Source organism: Microbulbifer epialgicus, from assembly GCF_041447265.1.
Taxonomy (GTDB): domain Bacteria; phylum Pseudomonadota; class Gammaproteobacteria; order Pseudomonadales; family Cellvibrionaceae; genus Microbulbifer; species Microbulbifer epialgicus.
The window spans coordinates 1-19497 of sequence record NZ_JBGMEK010000030.1 but is presented as its reverse complement, the minus strand read 5'-3'; the positions used below and the strand labels follow the sequence as shown (position 1 = coordinate 19497).

General features: G+C 53.1%; 12 protein-coding genes. 8 read left to right on the top strand and 4 right to left on the bottom strand.

From position 1 onward, the window contains the following. Positions 1-6: 6 nt before the first annotated feature. The gene (locus tag ACCI49_RS13670) at positions 7-2391 is read left to right on the top strand and encodes a bifunctional serine/threonine-protein kinase/formylglycine-generating enzyme family protein (RefSeq protein WP_371839572.1); all 2385 of its coding nucleotides are present in this window, start codon (positions 7-9) and stop codon (positions 2389-2391) included. Positions 2392-2471: 80 nt separating this feature from the next. On the opposite strand, the gene rlmKL is transcribed toward ACCI49_RS13670, so the two are convergent. Next, positions 2472-4676, bottom strand: a complete 2205-nt coding sequence (gene rlmKL, locus ACCI49_RS13665) for a bifunctional 23S rRNA (guanine(2069)-N(7))-methyltransferase RlmK/23S rRNA (guanine(2445)-N(2))-methyltransferase RlmL (protein ID WP_371839571.1) — start codon at positions 4674-4676, stop codon at positions 2472-2474. A gap of 429 nt (positions 4677-5105) precedes the next feature. Here rlmKL and rmf point away from each other — a divergent pair, with 429 nt between their 5' ends. Beyond that, complete coding sequence (rmf, locus tag ACCI49_RS13660; protein ID WP_371839570.1) at positions 5106-5357, top strand: ribosome modulation factor; 252 nt, start codon at positions 5106-5108, stop codon at positions 5355-5357. Positions 5358-5512: 155 nt separating this feature from the next. Here rmf and ACCI49_RS13655 read toward each other — a convergent pair whose 3' ends face one another. Both ACCI49_RS13655 and ACCI49_RS13650 read right to left on the bottom strand, forming a co-directional pair. Beyond that, the gene (locus ACCI49_RS13655) at positions 5513-6550 is read right to left on the bottom strand and encodes a quinone-dependent dihydroorotate dehydrogenase (RefSeq protein ID WP_371839569.1); all 1038 of its coding nucleotides are present in this window, start codon (positions 6548-6550) and stop codon (positions 5513-5515) included. A gap of 115 nt (positions 6551-6665) precedes the next feature. Continuing rightward, the gene (locus ACCI49_RS13650; RefSeq protein ID WP_371839607.1) at positions 6666-11573 is read right to left on the bottom strand and encodes an NAD-glutamate dehydrogenase; all 4908 of its coding nucleotides are present in this window, start codon (positions 11571-11573) and stop codon (positions 6666-6668) included. A 317-nt stretch (positions 11574-11890) separates the two neighbouring features. On the opposite strand from ACCI49_RS13650, the gene ACCI49_RS13645 reads away from it, so the two are divergent. The 6 genes from ACCI49_RS13645 to ACCI49_RS13620 all read left to right on the top strand — a co-directional run bounded on the left by ACCI49_RS13645 (position 11891) and on the right by ACCI49_RS13620 (position 19146). Further along, positions 11891-12862: an AAA family ATPase gene (locus ACCI49_RS13645; protein ID WP_371839568.1), complete on the top strand. Its 972-nt coding sequence runs from the start codon at positions 11891-11893 to the stop codon at positions 12860-12862. Then, the gene (locus tag ACCI49_RS13640; protein WP_371839567.1) at positions 12862-13833 is read left to right on the top strand and encodes a DUF58 domain-containing protein; all 972 of its coding nucleotides are present in this window, start codon (positions 12862-12864) and stop codon (positions 13831-13833) included. The genes ACCI49_RS13645 and ACCI49_RS13640 overlap by 1 nt, the downstream gene beginning before the upstream one ends. An 85-nt stretch (positions 13834-13918) precedes the next feature. Continuing rightward, positions 13919-14470 carry a DUF4381 domain-containing protein gene (locus ACCI49_RS13635; RefSeq protein ID WP_371839566.1) on the top strand — a complete coding sequence of 184 codons (552 nt, stop codon included), beginning with the start codon at positions 13919-13921 and terminating at the stop codon, positions 14468-14470. After that, positions 14463-15503, top strand: coding sequence for a vWA domain-containing protein (locus tag ACCI49_RS13630; protein ID WP_371839565.1), 1041 nt, complete (start codon positions 14463-14465; stop codon positions 15501-15503). The genes ACCI49_RS13635 and ACCI49_RS13630 overlap by 8 nt, the downstream gene beginning before the upstream one ends. Further along, a complete protein-coding gene (locus ACCI49_RS13625) occupies positions 15500-17380 on the top strand; it encodes a VWA domain-containing protein (RefSeq protein WP_371839564.1) in 1881 nt (626 codons plus the stop codon). The genes ACCI49_RS13630 and ACCI49_RS13625 overlap by 4 nt, the downstream gene beginning before the upstream one ends. A gap of 53 nt (positions 17381-17433) precedes the next feature. Then, positions 17434-19146: a BatD family protein gene (locus ACCI49_RS13620; RefSeq protein ID WP_371839563.1), complete on the top strand. Its 1713-nt coding sequence runs from the start codon at positions 17434-17436 to the stop codon at positions 19144-19146. Between the two features lie 108 nt (positions 19147-19254). On the opposite strand, the gene ACCI49_RS13615 is transcribed toward ACCI49_RS13620, so the two are convergent. Beyond that, positions 19255-19497 (bottom strand): integrase core domain-containing protein (locus ACCI49_RS13615; protein ID WP_371838516.1); only part of this gene is annotated, 243 nt, incomplete at its 5' end.

Below are 19497 nucleotides of genomic sequence, written 5' to 3'. Positions count from 1 at the left end.
CGTACTATGGAAGTGGTCAACAGCGGCGGCTCGTCGCTGCAAATTCCCGGTTATCGCATCGTCAAAAAGATTAACCAGGGTGGCATGTCGACTGTTTACCTGGCTATTCAGCGTAGCGTTGGTCGCCAGGTGGCCCTCAAAGTTATGTCGCCGGTGCTGAATGCCGACCCAATCTTCAGTGAGCGCTTCCAGCGGGAAGCCAATATTGTCGGCCAGCTATCCCACCCCAATATTGTCGGCATTCACGATATCGGCCGCTATAAAAGCCTCAACTATATCGCAATGGACTATATGCCCGGCGGCTCAGTGTCCGAGAAGCTTGCCAAAGGCCCACTGGAGCCGCTAGATGCCTTGAATGTGGTGCGACAGATCGCCATGGCTCTCGACCACTCCCATAGCAAAGGTTATGTACACAGGGACCTGAAGCCGGAAAATATCCTTTTTCGAGAAGATGGCTCTGCAGTACTGGGGGATTTTGGGGTAGCCCGGGCTGTCGCTCGCACAACCCGCATGACAAACAGCGGCATGGTGGTGGGGACCCCCTACTATATGAGCCCCGAGCAAGCCCGGGGAGTCGCCATTGATGGCCGTGCCGATCTCTACAGCCTCGGTGTCGTGTTTTATGAAATGCTAACCGGGGCAGTGCCTTACCAAGCTGAAGAGGCGGTGGCTATCGCCATCAAACACTTAACGGACCCCATTCCCAGGCTTCCAGCGCGCCATGCTCTTTATCAGCCATTAATCGACCGCTTCCTAGCAAAAGATCCCGATAAACGATTCCAGCGCGGGTTAGGGGTCGCTGATGCTGCGGATCAACTGGTCGCGACACTTGCCGGCAAGCCCAACAACCAGATAAGCCAATTAAATAATGCCTCCATCGGGGTTTCCAGCCTCGCTCGCGCCTTGATACTCACGCTATTTAGTAGTTTGAAGGACCGTATTACGGGCATCTTGAGAAGAGGAAGGGCAAACCCCGATCCAATTGAACCAGTGCGCACAGAGCAAGAAACCCTGGTACGGTTGCGCCAACTATTCAATGAACCGCCCAAACATAACCGCTGGTGGTTTCTCAGTATAATTATCGTTTTTTCCGGGATTTTCTTCTGGGGGCAATTTAGCCTGGTAAGCGTTAAAAGTGGATGGCAAACTGGTTTTCCAACACTCGACGATGCCAGCCGCTCAAGCGCCACACTTCCCCAGGAACTCTTGCTTTCCAACCACCAGGGGGTAAAAAGTGCGGGTAGTGACGAAATAAAGTCACGAGCCGACCTGTTGCAAGTTAACGCTAGTACAGACGACACGCTTACGCCTAACCTTAACAATAATCCTTCCCAAGTGCCCCTGGACCCAAGTAAAACCCCATTAACATCTCAGGCAGAGACCAACCAAAGCCCGCCACCAACCGCGCCTATCTTGGATACGGCTCCCGTGGATACTCTCGAGACTTATGCCCTCACCGTTAAGGTAAGCCCAGAGGACGCCCGCATACGCATAATGAACATTGCACCGCGCTATCAACCTGGGATCGAATTGAAGCCGGGAAAATACGATTTGGAAATCAGTAAACGCGGCTTTGCCAAGGTCCGCCGCTGGATCGAAATTGAAGATCAAGACATCTCTTTGTCTGTAAAATTGGATCAAACCTATGTTGCAGGCAAGAAAATCCGTTCAAGGCTCTCCTCGGGAGGGCAGGGACCCGAAATGATTGTAATAGGCCCAGGTAGTTTCACCATGGGGAGCAACAGACACTCAGCCAGCAGACCAGCCCATAAGGTAGAAATCCAACACCCCTTTGCCATTTCTTCCCATGAGATCACCTTTGGGGAATATGACCGCTTTGCCCTAGCAACCGGCAGAGCCCGCCCCAGCGATGCGAGCTGGGGACGTGGAGAGCGGCCAGTTATCAACGTGAGCTGGAGGGATGCCCAGAAATATGTCGAGTGGCTATCCAAAGAAACCGGTAAAAATTACCGCTTAGCCAGTGAGGCCGAGTGGGAGTTCGCAGCGCGAGGCAATATCAGTGGACCTTTCTGGTGGCAAAACACTAATGCCCAAGGCAAAGCTAATTGCCGGCGCGGATGCAACAGTGAATTTAATGGCCTATTCACGATAAAAACGGCACCTGTTGGCCACTACGAAGCCAACCCATTTGGGCTTTTTGATACAGCGGGCAATGTGGCCGAGTGGGTGCAAGACTGCTACCAGCCAGGCTATGATCAACACCAAACCAATGCCAGCTCACTGAAGATCGTCAACTGCAAGCTACGCAGTGTGCGCGGTGGGTCAATGAGGGACCCCGCAAACAGGATTACTGCGGATTATCGCAGGGGGCTTAGCGACAGTGCCCGCGCGAAGGATGTGGGAATTCGAGTGGTGATGGAATTCAATTAACAGTAATCAAGGAAACAAAAAAGCCCGGGCACTTGGCGCTCGGGCTTTTCAATAATGCTTGGCTCTACACAGTTACTGTTTTAATTCTCTATAGCCCGAATCTCCCATACATTATGAACCTTCGGGTTTCTCTGAAAATCTTTATCCAGCAACTGTAGCGATTTAACGGAAAATTTCTCGAGAACATTCCCGTCCATCTTGAAGCTGCGTAAGTTGTTGGAAAAGACCAGGGTTCCGCCGGAGGCCAGCAAAACCATGCACTGGCGGATCAACTTTGCGTGATCACGCTGTATATCCAGCACTCCATGCATTTTGGCGGAGTTGGAAAAACTCGGTGGGTCCAGGAAGATCAGGTCATAATAGCCCCGGCGGTTTTGCTGTGCAGAGGTGAGCCACTGCAAACAATCCGCCTCTACCAGCTGATGCTTGTACGGGTCCATACTGTTTGCGCGAAAATTGCGCGCAGCCCAAGACTGATAAGTCCTGGACATATCAACACTAGTGCTCTGCACACTACCGCCGAGAGCAGCCTGTACTGTCGCACTGGCGGTATAGCAGAATAAATTGAGAAACTTCTTGCCAGAGGCTATCTCACGCAAGTGCTTGCGCACAGGCCGGTGATCGAGGAACAATCCGGTATCAAGATAACTCCACAAATCCACTTCAAATTCAGCGCCATACTCTTTCACTCGCAAAGTGGTTCCAGCCTCAGCCTGCTTTTGATATTGGCCGCCCCCCTGCTGCCCGCCTTTATGGCTGTGGCGGCGACGCTCTTTGATACTGATATTGGCACGAGGTAAATCCAGGACAAATTGCACAGCTCGGAGCAAGTCACGCAGGCGATTACGCGCCTTCGCTTCATCAATGCTGGCAGGCGGTCGATACTCTTGCAAGTGCGCAAACAAAGTGCCATCGAGCGCTCTGTATAAGTCCACTGCTGCAGAGTATTCTGGCAAGTCGGCATCATAGAGACGATAGCAATCGACCCCATTTCTGTTCGCCCACTTGCCAGTGGTTCGCAGATTCTTGCGCAGGCGATTGGCCACCATTTCCACTTCAGCCGAAAGCTTGCGCTCTTTCCCCAAAGCCTGGTCCCGCTCACTCCGCTGGAGCACCTGAAACAACAATAATTGGCTGGGAATAGTACCGTTATACAACTGGTAATGCTTGTGGGAGCGCAGCCCGGTGGAATAGCCCAGCTCGGGATTACCCGTGAAGATTCCCACCTGCCAGCCAGAAAACTCAGCTTTCAGCTGGCGCCCCATTTCCGCATAAGTTTCCCGCAGGGCTTCCTGTTCACCCAGTCGCTCACCATAGGGGGGGTTGGTCAGTACCAAGCCCGGCTTGACTTCCCGGTGACTCGGGACTTTGAATGCCGCTACAGGCCTACAGCTGACTCGTACAAAGCGCTCCAGTCCCGCCCTGGCAATATTGGCTTCGGCTGCAAAGAGGACTCGGGCATCCGCATCATAACCGCGAATCTCCGGCAATCCCCTCCCCAAACCAGCGGTGCGACGCTGCAGGGCCTCCTCACGCAATTCATTCCAGATATCATTCTGGTGGTTTAGCCAGCGCTCAAAACCGAAACTTTCACGGAATAGCCCCGGAGCAATATCCGCAGCTATCATAGCCGCCTCAATCAAGATGGTTCCGGAACCGCACATGGGGTCCAACAAAGCCCCACCTTCCGCTGCAATTTGTGGCCAGCGCGCTCGCAAAAGCAGCGCTGCCGCCAGGTTTTCTTTGAGTGGTGCCGCGCCAATTTGAGTTCTATAGCCGCGTTTATGTAGGCTTTCACCACTCAAATCTATTGCGATATCCAGCCTATCCCGGTTTAGGCGCAAGGCAACAGTCAGGTCTGGGTGATGTTTATCAATGCTCGGTCTTGCGCCTGTCTTGGCGCGCAGGCGGTCTACAATTGCATCCTTGGCCTTTTGCGCTCCAAACTGGCTATTACGAATCTCCCGATTAGTGCCGGAGAAGTGCAGCCAAAGTTTGCCTGACGGCCCTATATGTTGCTCCCAGGGTTGTGCCGCTACGGCGCGGTAAAGCTCATCCGCGCCGCCAATTCGCACTTGATCCACCTGCAACATAATGCGATTTGCCAGTCGACTCCAGAGGCAGCAGCGATAAGCGAGCGCCAAGCTACCAGAAAACTGCACGGCCGCAGGTTGCTCCCGCTGAACTTCGGCCCCCAGGGTCAGCAACTCCTGAGCAAGCAAATTCTCCAGCCCTTTGGGACAAGTGGCTGTAAATTTAAATTCTTCAATATGGGAATCTGTCAAAACTATTACTCAATTAACCCGTCAAATATGCGGATTTGTCATACCTTGGGGCGAAGATTAGAACGCCTGCTCCACCTGGCAAGTATGCACAGAGGCCAGCTCCTCGGCGGTATTGATATTCCAGCAAACGTATTTGGCGCAATTATCCCACTTTGTTCGGGTACAGCCTATGTCGGATCTGCTGAATCTTGGCCTGACCAACCAGTCAATGACACTTTACATTATCCCCTCGCCGCCCCCGCAAAAGGCCGAATGCAGGCCTTTCCGTTTGCATGCCCCCCACAATACTCTTGCAGTGTGGAGGAGCGAAAAGACAGGGCGCGGCTACCCAGAGCAAAGATTCACTAAGCTTAAATCGTCGATGCAATAAATGAGTATCTAAAGCGCCGCGCAGCAGTCCGTACATCTACAAGCAGAGGTGCCGTATTGATGAGACGCCAAAAACGTAATCACGCTGACAGGGCCTTCTACAAGGGCTATTTGGCTGCCCTGAACAATAAATCCATTGACAGCTGCCCTTTTATCGAAAGTGACCCTCATCAGGAGTGGGTCAATGGCTGGCGTGAAGGCCGGGAAGACTATTGGAATGGTTTTGACAGGATTACCAAGGCGCAAAAACTGGAGATCTATGGAGCAGTTTCCACAGATATTCAATACCCGGATGGCTGGAGCACACTTTAAAGCACGGGCATCACTCGGTTTTTACCGCAGCCGAACCTAAAAAAAGAAAAGCGCGCCAAATCTCGGTGCGCTTTTCTACTTTCAACCAATAATTGATTCTCGCAATATCTCGCAACTATCGACTGGCTTATACCTCCACAGAGTTCAACAGGGCACTAAGCACTTCCAGTGCGGCGGCGTTCAAGGGCAATAGCTTCTGCCGCTTCGCGAATCAGCTCTGGCCCCCGGTAGATAAACCCCGTATAGACTTGCACTGCGGTTGCACCGGCCCGGATTTTATCTGCTGCACTGTCGCCGTCAAAAATACCGCCAACGCCAATAATCGGGATCTGCTTATCCAGTGCCTTGGACAACTGCGTAATCACTTGGGTAGAGCGCTCCTGTAGTGGCTTGCCACTGAGCCCCCCCTCCTCACTACCATGGGGCAAGTTGGATACCGCCGTCTTATCAATGGTGGTATTGGTCGCGATCACGCCATCAATACTGTACTCGCACAGGGCTTCGGCAATCTGGACAATGGCGTCCCCTTCCATATCCGGGGCAATCTTAACCGCCACAGGAACATAGCGATCACTCTTTTGTGCCAGCTGCATCTGCTTGTCTTTAATACTTCCCAGCAAGCGATTCAAGCTTTCACCAAACTGTAGGTCACGCAGGCCTTTGGTATTGGGTGAGGACACATTGGCAGTAATGTAGTCGGCATAGCGATAAACTTTTTCCATACACAGGCAGTAGTCGTCTGCGGCCCTCTCAACCGGTGTATCGAAATTCTTACCGACGTTGATACCGAGTACGCCTTTGTAACGACGGTGCTTCACCCTCTGAATAAGATAATCGACGCCAAGGTTGTTGAAACCCATACGATTTATAATCGCACCGGCCTCTTCCAGCCGAAACAACCGCGGCAGCGGATTACCCGGCTGCGGTCGGGGAGTTACAGTTCCCACCTCCACAAAACCAAAACCCAGAGCACCCAGCCCATTGAAGGCCTGTGCGTTCTTGTCCAGCCCAGCCGCCAGCCCCACAGGATTGGGCAGGGTCAGCCCCATCAGCTCTACCGGGTCATGGGCTATTGGCTTGTTGAACACAGACATCAGACCGAGGCGCTCAGCGGCACCGATTGCATCCAGTGAGAGGTGGTGGGCCCGCTCGGGATCGAGCGCAAACAGTGCTTTACGCAGAGTCGAATACATACCTTTCCTTACATGGAGACTGGAACCGCTCGCCAGAAGCAAACGAACGGGATAATGTAATTCAGCATTTCAATACGGGGACACCCTGGGTGACCCCGTCGCAAACCTAACTTTTTTACTCCGTCAGGTTTTCGCGATCCGCTGTCGCATGGGCGAGATACATCAACTCACGCAACGCTACAGTAAACATCGCGAAATCACCCACGGCAGCAGCTTTCAGTTCAGCAATCATATTGTGCCAACGCTGAATGGCAGGCGCCATGATAGCGCTCCAGCGGGACATTGCACTATCTACGTCCAAATTTTCTCCACTAGCCAGGCGCATAATATTCACTGAAAGGGTCGAGAGTTGGCTGTCCAAATCATCCATGCTGGTCTCCCTCGCCTGGGCCTGCCAGAAACTATCCACCGGCAGGTCCACTATCAAGTTGCCAAACCAGTGCAGGTTCAATTCATCCGAGAGCCTGAAGTAAACAGTGGCGACTTCTTCCACCGGCTTACCACTGGCACGGGCAGACTCAGAGATTCCCAATGCTGAATAGAGATAGGTAGGCGATGCGGACAACATTGCCAGGGATTCGGGTACCCCCGCCTCCAACAGCTTCTGGTAACGCTGCTCCCACTCATCGAGCGGAGCCCCGCTCAGAACCTTGGGCAGTGCCTTGATCACCCTTTGCACCGATGTCTGGAACAGCTCACAGTTATTAGCCGGCTCCAACTCACTGCGGCGGTTGCGCAGGAACCAGCGGGTAGCGCGGCGCACACGGCCTATCATGGCGTTCAACAGCTCAGTCTGCAGTTCAGCTGGAACCTTGTAGTCCAGCTTGGCCAACTGCTGCTGAAATTCCGGCATCTTGTAGACGTCGCGGGCGCTAACGTACGCTGCGGTGACATCATTGACATCCGCACCAGTGGCAGTACTAATGCGGTTAAAGAAAGTAATCCCCATGCTGTTGACCATTTCATTGGCCACCTGAGTGGAGACAATCTGGCGCACCAACGGATGCTCATACACCTGTCCCTGGTAGCGCTCCACCAGCTCTGCCGGGAAGGCAGACTCCACAGCTTCCCGCATACGGGGATTATTGGTGATTTCCGCTACTTGCAGCTCTTCCTTCAATTTTACCTTCACGTAAGAAATCAGCACCGACAATTCCGGACGGGTTAGGGACTGGCCCTTGTGTACCCGTTCAGAAATTTGCTCGTTGTCAGGGATGAATTCCAGTGCCCTATTCAGCCGCCCCTCATCTTCCAGGGTGTTGATAGTGCGACGATACTCATCCAGACGTTTGGACACCTGATATTCAGCAACACTTAGCGCGCGAGTCTGGTCGTAGTTATTGTGCAGTACCAGTTCGCTGACCGAGTCGGTCATACCGTGCAGTAACTGATTGCGCTGCTTATCGGTCAAATCTCCATTTGCCACCACCTTGTCGAGGAGAATCTTGATATTCACCTCGTGGTCAGAGCAGTCCACACCAGCTGCATTATCGATAAAGTCTGTATTACAGCGGCCACCATTGAGAGCGTATTCAATTCGCCCACGCTGGGTCATGCCCAGGTTGCCACCCTCACCAAAAACTTTGGCACGCAGCTCGTGACCATTGATGCGCAAGTGATCATTGGATTTGTCACCTACTTCACCATCAGACTCAGTGCCGGCCTTAACGTATGTACCGATACCGCCATTCCAGATCAAATCCACCGGCGCACACAACAATGCACTGATCAGTTCATTGGGAGTGAGCTGATCTTGCTTGATATCGAAAGCCTCTTTCATCTCCGGGGAAATCCTGATTGCCTTGACGCGGCGCTCAAAGATACCTCCCCCTTTGGAAATCAGCTGACGATCATAATCTCGCCAACTGGAGCGCGGCAGATCAAACAGGCGCTTGCGCTCTTCATAACTACTGGTGGCATCGGGGCTGGGATCGATAAAGATGTGCATATGGTTGAATGCCGCCTTCAAGCGAATATGCCTGGACAGCAGCATGCCATTACCGAAAACATCGCCACCCATGTCGCCGATACCAATGACAGAAAACTCTTCTTTCTGAACATCCACCCCCATTTCACGGAAGTGTCTCTGCACTGATACCCAGGCACCGCGCGCGGTAATCCCCATTTTTTTGTGATCGTATCCCTGGCTGCCACCAGAGGCGAAAGCATCTCCCAGCCAAAAACCATAGTCCTGGGCAATACCATTGGCGATATCGGAAAAAGTTGCGGTGCCCTTGTCGGCGGCTACTACCAGGTAGGGGTCATCATCGTCCCGGCGCACAACCAGCTGTGGTGGAACTATCTCACCATCTTTCAGGTTGTCAGTGATATCCAGCAAACCTCGAATAAAGGTTTTGTAGCAGGCGATACCCTCTTCCATCATGGCTTCGCGGCTGCCATCCGCCGGAGGGCGACGCACGACAAACCCACCCTTGGCACCACTGGGGACAATTACCGCATTTTTGACCGCCTGCGCCTTCACCAGCCCCAGCACCTCGGTGCGAAAATCCTCTAGACGATCCGACCAGCGCAGGCCGCCACGTGCCACCTTGCTGCCACGCAGATGGACACCTTCCACCCTCGGTGAATACACAAAAATTTCAAATTCAGGACGCGGTTCAGGAATTCCAGGAATATCCCGAGGACTGAACTTAATTGAGATGTAATCCTTAGGGTGCCCTTCGGCATCGGTCTGGAAAAAATTGGTTCGCAGTGTTGCCAGGATCAGTTCGAGGTAACGGCGCAGCACCAAGTCTTCATTGAGGTTGTCAACACTGTCGAGCCCGTCGTGAATTTTGCTTATCAAGCGCTCAACCCGGGTCTGTTCCTGCTTGCCAGTACTGAGGCGGGGATCAAACAATGCTCGGAACAGTGCCACAAGATTACGAGTGATTTCCACGTGATGGGCCAGAGTCGCTGCAATATAGCTCTGGCTGGCACTGGATTTGGTTTGCTTCAGGTAGCGTGCATAGGCGCGCAGCATGGAAACTTCACGCCAGTTTAGTCTTGCAGCGAGCACCAGGCGGTTAAAGGCATCACTCTCGGCGGTATGGCTCCAGATGGCCGCGAAGGCATCCTGGAATAATCCACGGGATGCCTGAGCGTCAATTTTTGTGGGCAGGCCAAACTCCAAATGGAATTCGTGCATCCATACATCAGTGCTACCACTCGGGCGAATGGTGTAGGGGAATTCGCCAATCACCCTCAGGCCTAGGTTCTCCAGTACCGGGATTACATCGGAGAGGGTAAGACCACTGCCCCAGTTGAACACTTTAAAGCGCAGGCTGCCCTGAGCAGCGCCAACCGGCTGGTAAAAGCTCATGGCCACGCGATTATTTTCATTGAGCCCTTGGATAGCGGCTACATCCTGAACGGCGATGCGCGGTTCAAAATCTTCGCGGTAACCTGCCGGGAAAGCACGGCCATAAATGCGGAACAGGCGATTGCCCTCTTCTTCCCCACTGTTTTCAATTAATGATCTTTGAAATACATCTTCCCAAGAGCGGGTTATATCCACAATCTGCGCCTCCAACAGCGCCACATCTATTTTTACAGGTTCGTCACGTGAGACGCGGAAAACAAAATGCACCCGCGCGAGGATAGATTCAGAGAAGAAAGTCGTGAAGTCCGAATCCTTGGCCTTTATGGCTTTAGAAATGTGAGAGCAGATCAGTTCGCGCACACTACTGCTGAATTGTTCCCTGGGCACATATACCGTTGCGGTAACAAACTTGCCAAAGGGGTCACGGCGCATAAACAAGCGGATGTGCGCTCGCTCATTCAGGCTCAGCACCCCCATAACTACATCAAACAGCTCTTGGGTGCTGCCTTGGAAAAGCTCATCGCGAGGAAATGTATCCAGAATACGACGCAGTGCCTTACCGTCATGGCTTTGGCCGGACAGTCCACTGGATTCGATAATGGATGCCATCTTGCGACGAATAATTGGTATCTTGGCCGGGCTTTCTGTGTACACCGGAGAGGTGTAAAGCCCCATAAAGGCCGATTCGCCAATCACCTCACCCTCGGCGTTATAGCGCTTAACCATAACGTAATCGGAATAAGCACTGCGGTGCACTCGGGATTTTACCGAGGACTTGGCAAAGGTCAGGTAATGAGGGCCCTGGTAAAAGCGCTGCTTGCCCTCACTAAAGGCGGTTTCCGGCATAGGTGCGGCCGCCTCCTCCAACTTTTTGAAAATCCCCAAACGCCGGCCTTCCACCTCACTGAGGATCTTTTTATCGCCTACCTGGCTGAATTCATACTCCCGGTAGCCCAGAAAGGTGAAGTTGCCATCGCGCATCCACTGCATGAAGGCACAGGTTTCCAGCAGGTTTGTATCATCCTCAGAGAGCCCGGCCTTTAACTGTCCTTCCATGGCACTACAGGTTTCGAGCATCGGCGCATAGTCATCAACTACCAGCTCAACATCACCGAGGATATCCTTCAGTGCCGTCGTGAGGCTGGAAGCAAATTCCGCAGATGTGTCATGATTTACTTCGATATAAATCAAGGCTTCGTTGAATAGCTTCGAGCCTTTACTTGGTTTGTACCCCTTTGTAGAGGCGGGCTGTCCCAGGGATTCTTCGTTTGATGGCAACAGGCGCTTCAGCTTCCCACTGGCATTGCGCTCCAGGTGCAATACAGTGCTTTTGATGGAGTGGATCACAGTATTTCTGTGGTTGATCTCCATCCGCACGGAATCCACCAGAAAAGGCATATCACGCACCAGTATGCCGATAACTGTGTGTGAGCACTCCCAGCCATCATCTTCCAGGCGCGGGTTGAAAATGCGCACCTTGGGTAAATCGTCAGAGCGTTGCTGGATAAAGTTCCACCAGGAGTAGATGCAACCGTAAACATCCACCAAGCGCCGGCCCTCCAGATCCTCCAGCGGATACTGGTGCAAGAACTGCTGCGCAAAAGCTACTACAGGCTCAGCCTCACATGCCAATTTATCGCGAATCAGCTCACAAATCTGTGTCACCAACTCATCACGGCTATCGGTAATCACCGTCGCCATATTCACGGGGAACCTCCCAATCTCATTTTTGTCACACCGGATCCAAAGACTGTAGATCCGATAAGATCGTCATCTCATCCCCTGATAGGTGCAGGAGAGAGTCCAAAAAATTACACTTTCAGTTAGCCTTCGAAGGGGCACTACAGCCTCCTCGAAAATATGTCGCTTATTAACAGTGCGCGTGTTCAGTGGTTGCCTCTTCATCTGACGCCGCTAAAATCAACGTGCCCCACCTCTTTGGCGGCGACTATATATAAAAGATGGTAGATAGCCAGCCAAATCGACAGAGCTGGAGCAATCGCATAAGAAGAGACGCTATGGAAGCAAACCGGAATATCAGAGATCGCATCATCAAACTGGGTCAATGGCTGGAAGAGCAAATTATCGGCCAGGAGACGTTGGTCAATCGCATATTGATTGCCCTGCTTGCAGACGGCCATCTGTTGGTGGAGGGCGCTCCGGGCCTGGCCAAAACCAAGGCCATTAAAACACTGGGCGAAGCTATTGAGGGGGACTTCCATCGCGTTCAATTTACGCCAGACCTGCTACCGGCAGATATTACCGGCACCGACATTTACCGGCCGGAAACCGGAGAGTTCCATTTTCAGCCCGGACCGGTATTCCACAACCTGATCCTGGCCGATGAGATAAATCGCGCGCCAGCCAAAGTACAGTCGGCACTGCTGGAGGCCATGGCTGAGCGGCAGATCAGTGTAGGCCGCAAGACCTATCCGCTGCCGCAATTATTTTTGGTGATGGCCACCCAAAACCCTATTGAGCAAGAGGGAACTTATCCTCTGCCTGAGGCGCAACTGGATAGGTTCCTAATGCAGGTGAATCTTGCCTACCCTAACGCAGAGGCGGAAGCAAAAATCCTGCGCCTGGCCAGATCCGAGGCTAGCCTTGGCGAAAATCGCCCCACCGATACCATCGATAAAGAAACTATTTTCCAGGCCCGCAACCAGATTCTGGAAATGCAGATGGTTGAAGCTGTAGAAACCTATACTGTCCAACTTGTCATTGCTACACGCGAGCCGGCGAAGTATGACAGCGAGCTGGCATCATGGCTAGATTTTGGTGCAAGTCCGCGTGCAACCATTGCTCTCGACCGTTGCGCTCGTGCGAGGGCCTGGCTCGCTGGACGCGATTATGTAACACCCGACGATGTCATGGATGTGGCGCCTGACATTCTACGCCACCGTTTACTACTCAGCTTTGAAGCAGAAGCCGCCGGTATAACAACCGACCAGGTAATACAGCGACTACTGCAACAAGTGCCGGCCATCTGATGCACACGGCAACTCCCACAACGGAATTGGATTTACGTGGGGCTTACCCCGAGGTAAGTCCCCTTGTGCAATTGCGTTATATCGCGCGCCAGTTGCAGCTGTTCAAGCCACGCTTGGTGCAAAGTGATCAAGCCGGAAACCTTCTCACCCGCTACCGCGGGCGAGGAATGAATTTTGAAGAGGTGCGCGATTACCAGGCTGGCGACGACGTTCGCTCTATTGACTGGCGTGTAACCGCTCGTACCGGCAAGACTCACACCAAGCTCTATCAGGAAGAACGGGAAAGACCTGTCGTTATCCTTCTGGATCTACGATCACCAATGTTTTTCGGCAGCCACCGCGCATTCAAATCAGTTACCGCAAGCGGCATTGCCGCCGCGCTGGGCTGGACCGGGCTCCAGCACAGCGACCGCATTGGCGCACTACTCTTTTCCGACCGGGAAATCGACACAGTCCGGCCCCGGCGCAGCCACCATGCTGTCCTGTCTATGATTCACAGTACTGTGGCCAGGGCGGCAGAGCTGCGCAACCCGGTAGCGGAAAACGGCAGCCAACCCATGAAGACCCTACTGGAAGAGGCGCGACGTATCGCTCGCCCGGGTAGCGCACTGTTTTTAATCAGTGATTGCCACGACCTCAATGAGCACTGCTCGCAATCTCTTTACTTGCTGACCCGACATACCGACCTGCAGGTACTCAGAGTCACGGACCCCCTGGAGCTAGAGCTACCCACCCAATCACTGACTATTTCCGATGGCCGCCAACGTACATTTCTCAATTCGGGAAATCGACCACTGCGTGAACATTTCGCAGAGAAACAAGCTCAGGCACGAGCGGATGTTGAACAACTTTGCCGTCGACACCGCCTGCCCCTGCTGGATTTCGACAACACCAAACTCCTGGTTTCGGAATTAATGTCATTCTACGGTTCACGCCAACAAAATGGTTGGCATAAAAACAAAAGGCAGTAGTTGTGACGGTTAAAGAAGTAATTTTGTTTTTGACGCCCGGACTCCTTTCCGCAATAGAGGGGGCTAGGCCACTGGGGGAAATATCGTGCTGAGAAAGCAGCAACAATTGCCCACCCCCTCACCTGAGGCCCAGGAGCTACTGGCGCAGTTACATGACATTCAGGAACCCCCGCCCGTGAGCTGGTGGCCACCGGCACCGGGATGGTGGATTCTTGCCTTACTGGGTGTGATTTGCCTAATAGGAGCCTACTTATTAGTCTGGCGCCAGCGCAAAAAAGCCGCCCGCAATCGCTACCGTGTAGAGGCCATTACCTTGCTTGAGGCGGTGGATATAAACCGGCCAACCGCAACTGCCGAGATGAATGAAATTCTCAAGCGTGTGGCCGTAACCACCTTTGGGCGAGCCCGCTGTGGAAACCTCACAGGCTCCCAATGGCTGAACTTCCTGCAGAGCAGTGCACCTGTGGAGTGCCCCCCAGGCGCCCGCAATGCCTTACTTGAGCAACTCTATAGAGGAACGTCCGACCCTGAAAACAATAGCGCACTGTGCCAATACGCTATTGCCTGGGTAAAAGGGCACAGTCCTCAGCTCGACAGCCCTTCTGCATCTATGGGGAAGGAGGCTGCCGATGTTTGAATTCGCTTGGCCATGGGCTTTTTTTCTCGCACCACTGCCGTTACTGATACGCTGGCTATTGCCGAGGGCAAAGCCGCTGAGCAGCGCACTAAAAGTGCCCTTTTACGCAGAACTGTCCCAGCGCAGTGGTGGAGAACAAAGTAATTACCTCAATCTACTACTGCTCATTCTGATCTGGCTGCTACTTATCGGTGCCGCCGCCCGCCCACGCTGGTACGGTGAGCCAATCACCCAGACAAGCAGTGCCCGCGACCTTCTGGTAGCGGTGGATATTTCCGGCAGTATGGAAACTCCCGATATGCTTCTGGGCGGCCGCCCTGCCATGCGCATTAACGCGGTAAAACAGGTTGTCGGGGATTTTGTTGAGCGCCGCAAGGGGGATCGCCTTGGCCTGGTTCTCTTCGGTACCCGCGCCTACTTGCAAGCGCCACTTACCTACGATCGGGAAACAGTGGGCACATTATTACACGAGGCGCAGATTGGCTTCGCCGGCCAGGGCACGGCTATTGGTGACGCTATAGGCCTGTCGGTAAAACGCCTCACCCAACGCCCAGCTGATCAACGGGTACTCATTCTGCTGACCGATGGCGCCAACACTGCAGGAGAAGTCTCACCACTCAAGGCAGCAGAGTTGGCGCAACAGGCCGGAATTACTGTTTACACCATTGGCGTCGGCGCCGAAGAGATGGTCCAACCAGGACTGCTCGGCAGCCGCTATGGCAGCCGCCGGATCAACCCTTCAAGGGATTTGGATAGCAAAACGCTTCAGGCTATCGCCGATAAAACCGGCGGGCGCTACTTCCGCGCACACAGCCCTCAGGAGCTGGCAGAAATTTATGCCGAGTTGGATGAGCTGGAACCAGTGGAGCAAGAAGAGGAAAGTTACCGCCCATTGAAATCCCTGTTTATATGGCCCCTGGGCATTGCCCTGCTGCTTGCAGGCATCTGGGCCACAGCACCTCTCGCCGTCAATATGCGGCATAGGCAAAACGGAAACCGCCAGAGCGTTACCAATGGAGGCCAGGCCCTGTGAGCACACTTGACCTACTCCAGTCATTCCACTTTCTACGCCCTCACTGGTTGTGGCTACTGATTCCCGCCGCACTACTTTGCTGGGGGCTGGGCAAGACCATCCTCAATAGCGCTCAACTGCAAAAAGTGATTGATGCGGAACTGCTACCACACCTGTTGATGCGCGGCGGAACTCGGCGTCCATGGCTTTTTGTGCTGATCTTTGCACTTTTGGCGGCGATGATTTTCGCCCTCGCCGGACCAACCTGGAGAAAGCTGCCAACACCGGTCTACAGCAACCAAGATGCCCTGGTCATATTGATGGACCTGTCGCCTTCCATGATGGCCACAGACCTGCCACCCAACCGCCTCACCCGCGCACGGTTAAAAGTCCTCGATATTCTGCGTGAGCGCCAAGACGGGTTGACCGCACTGGTCGCATACGCCGGGGAGGCCCATGTAGTCACACCCCTGACCGAGGATACCGCCACCATTGCCAATTTGGTCCCCGCCCTTTCCCCTGCAATTATGCCGGTACCGGGCAGCAATATAGAGATGGCAATAACAACCGGCATTCGACTGTTGAAAGATGGTGCCGCAGGGCAGGGTCAAATACTCGCAGTCACTGATGGTATTGCACCCATGGCAGCGGATGCCGTGGCAAAATCCCTGGCAGATGCCAAAGTCAAGCTCAGTATTCTTGCGGTGGGTAGCGGCGAGGGTAGTCCAATTCCACGGGGTAACAGCGGTGGATTTGTCACTGATAGCAGCGGAGCGATTGTTATTTCAAATTTTGATCCACGCGAACTTCGCCAAGTCGCCGAGGACAGTGGCGGCCGCTATGCAAAAATCACTGTGAATGACTCAGATATCGAACACCTTCTTCCTCATACAGAAAGCCCCCAACAGGCGGAGCTAACCGAAAGGGAATTCGACCAATGGCGCGATGAAGGGCCATTGATAATACTGCTTATTCTACCCTTTGCTGCCCTGCTATTCCGACGCGGAGCACTGGCCTGCGCCCTACCCTTGACACTGTTGATCGGTTTCCCTTACGAAAGCCATGCCCTCGAATGGAAGGACCTATGGCAGCGCAAAGACCAACAGGGTCAGAAGCTATTAAAGGAAGGGGAGCCCGGCGAAGCAGCGGGGACATTCCGCAACCCGGAATGGCGCGGCACTGCCCACTATCGCGCCGGTGACTACGCTGCTGCCCAAGAGGATTTCGCCCAAAGCGCTGACCCCCAGGGACTTTATAATCTTGGCAACAGCTTGGTTCAGCAAGGCGACTACAATCAGGCAATTGAAGCCTACGAAGAAGCCCTCAAGCAGACCCCCCAGTTTGCGGATGCCCAGCACAACCGGGATATCGCCAAGAAACTCCAGGAACTGCAGCAGCGTCAGCAACAGCAGCAAAACCAGCAACAATCTGGAGAGCAACAGGAGCAACAGCAAGAGCAGGAGCAGCAATCCGGGACACAACAGCAGCAACAGCAGCAACAGCAGCAGGACCAGCAACAGGAAAACCAGCAGCAACCTTCTGCCAGTGAGCCTCAATCCTCAGATCAAGAGCTCGGGGAGGAGCAGGAACAGTCTACACAGCAACAGCCTTCCGAAGGCGAGCAACAAGAGAAACAGCAAGAGCAACCTCAACAAGCCCAACAGGGAGAAAACGAGCAGAAAAAGGAACAGGAGCAGCAGGCGCAACCAACAAACGCTGAAGAAAGCCCCCTGGACCCGGAAACTCAGCAGGCACTCGACCAGTGGCTTCGGCAAATCCCAGATGATCCAGCTGGCCTGATGCGTGAGAAATTCAAATATGAAAGCCTGCAAAGACGCCGGGCTTATCGCAGCGGGGAATGGGAACCTCCCGAAAATGGCGCAACTCAGAGATGGTAAGCAAGCAACTCAACTTGCAAGGTTTTATTGGTGCACTAATTTCAGGAAAGTTAATGGGACACTACAATAAACAACACGCGCTTAATGGAGCAATAAGCCGACCTGGCTTTCACTTACTCCTCCTTATTTTATTGTTGCTCGGCATCTGTGGTGGTGTCCGGGCAAGTGACCTCAATGCCAGTGTCGACAGAAATAAGATCGGTATCGATGAGACCCTGAATCTGCGCCTGCGGTACTCTGGCGATCAAAACGGCGGACAGCCTGATTTTGAGCTTTTAGAGCAAGACTTTGACATCCTGTCACGACAGCAATCGAATCAATATCGCGTAATCAACGGCCGTGCGGAAAGCTTTGTGGAATGGATGCTCACGCTCGCGCCCAAGCGTGAAGGGAACCTATTTATACCTTCCCTCCACTATAAAGACCAGGTATCCGATGCAATTCCCATCACCGTCAGTGAGGCCGGCAGCTCACCTGATAGCGCTAGCCGCAAGGCATTCCTGGAGATAGAACTGGATAAAGACAGCGTCTATGTCCAGGAGCAGTTGCTGGTTAAGGTGCGCTTGTATACCACCATTGGCCTGCATGATATTGCCACAGAGCCGTTACAAATCGCTGGCGCACACGTTGAAAAGGTAGACGAACAACGCTACGAGCGTAGGCTCGACGGCGTTAGCCATTCAGTTTATGAGCTTACCTACGCTATCTTCCCAGACAGTTCTGGCCAGCTCTCCATTCCCGCGCTAACCTACGTCGCTATAGCCGGGCGCAGGGACCCTTTTTCACTATTTAACCGGAACAGCCAGCGCCTGCGCTTGCGCTCACAGGCAAAAACGGTAGAAGTACTCCCCAAGCCAGAGAGCTATAGCGGCGCCCACTGGCTCCCCGCTGCAAGCCTGGGCATTGTGCAGAGCTGGAGCCAAGACCCCGACACCTTCACTGTTGGCGAACCCATTACCCGCATTCTTACCATTCGCGCAGAGGGCCTGCGTGCAGCACAATTGCCACCACTGCCCAAGCTTGATGTGGAAGGGCTCAAGACCTATCCAGACCAACCTCAGCAGGAAGACCAGGCCGGCCCAAATGGCGTTACCGGCAGCCGTATCGAAACCACAGCAATTGTCGCAACCAAGCCCGGAGACTTCCAACTGCCTGCCGTTACGATTACCTGGTGGGATACCAAGAGCAAAAGACAACGAGCTACGCAGCTTCCCGCTTTCCGCTTTAAAGTTAGCGGCACAGCTGTGCTGAGTCCTACTGAGCAAGAACCCCATAACCTACCCACGCTGGTACCTGGCACCACAACAACCCTGCAGGAGCAGGACCACTTCTGGCGGAACCTGGCGGTAGCTGCCCTAGCCTCCCACATTCTATGGTTGCTGTACTTTTTTCAAAGAAGACGCACTGACGTCAGTCAAAGACAGCTGATCCCTAACAAAAGCCAAGAACCTCCAGGCAATCAGGAAAGCCAGCTAAGAAGGGCTGTTGAAAGTGAGGATCCGCTACTTATTCAGCAGGCGCTGATGAGCTGGCTTCGATCTCGCTACCCCCAAGCCGAAGGCAACAATTTGAGCGAAACGGCTCAAAAGCTCGATATCGAAGAGCTCTTTGAGTTACAGAAAATGTTAGGCTCGGCCCTTTATCAAAGACCTAAAAGCCCACTGCAAATTGAGAAAGTAAAAGCTTTGATAGAAAAACTATTCAAGCAAGTTAATCAAAATGACGAGCAGCCCAATAATGAGGCTTTACCGAATTTATTTTCGTAAGAAGGGGCGAAACTAGAAAGTGCTATTCACTGGATTAGATTAGATGTAGTAGTTCAGACTTGATCTGACAGTTACCGGTTTTTCAGAAGGTGCTTTGTCAGGTCAAATTCAGTTTACGAGTTTTTCCTTCCAGGTGCTTTTTCCATCTTCAAGTGTTGCCATCGGAGTGCGGCCACAACACTTTTTACCCTGATGGGTACGGTCATTATTGTAATATGTGAGCCATTCGTCCAGATCCTTTTGTAACTCTTCTATTGATCCATAGATCTTCCGGCGTAATGAAGGCTGGTAGAACTCTTGTAGAATGGTTTTATGGAAGCGCTCACAGATGCCGTTGGTTTGTGGATGCCT

Excerpts from the sequence above, each read along its gene's own strand:
- ACCI49_RS13640 (WP_371839567.1), top strand. The coding sequence starts at position 12,862 with ATGCACACGGCAACTCCCACAACGGAATTGGATTTACGTGGGGCTTAC.
- ACCI49_RS13645 (WP_371839568.1), top strand. The coding sequence starts at position 11,891 with ATGGAAGCAAACCGGAATATCAGAGATCGCATCATCAAACTGGGTCAA.
- rmf (WP_371839570.1), top strand. The coding sequence starts at position 5,106 with ATGAGACGCCAAAAACGTAATCACGCTGACAGGGCCTTCTACAAGGGC.
- ACCI49_RS13650 (WP_371839607.1), bottom strand. The coding sequence starts at position 11,573 with ATGGCGACGGTGATTACCGATAGCCGTGATGAGTTGGTGACACAGATT.
- ACCI49_RS13620 (WP_371839563.1), top strand. The coding sequence starts at position 17,434 with ATGGGACACTACAATAAACAACACGCGCTTAATGGAGCAATAAGCCGA.
- ACCI49_RS13670 (WP_371839572.1), top strand. The coding sequence starts at position 7 with ATGGAAGTGGTCAACAGCGGCGGCTCGTCGCTGCAAATTCCCGGTTAT.
- ACCI49_RS13655 (WP_371839569.1), bottom strand. The coding sequence starts at position 6,550 with ATGTATTCGACTCTGCGTAAAGCACTGTTTGCGCTCGATCCCGAGCGG.
- ACCI49_RS13630 (WP_371839565.1), top strand. The coding sequence starts at position 14,463 with ATGTTTGAATTCGCTTGGCCATGGGCTTTTTTTCTCGCACCACTGCCG.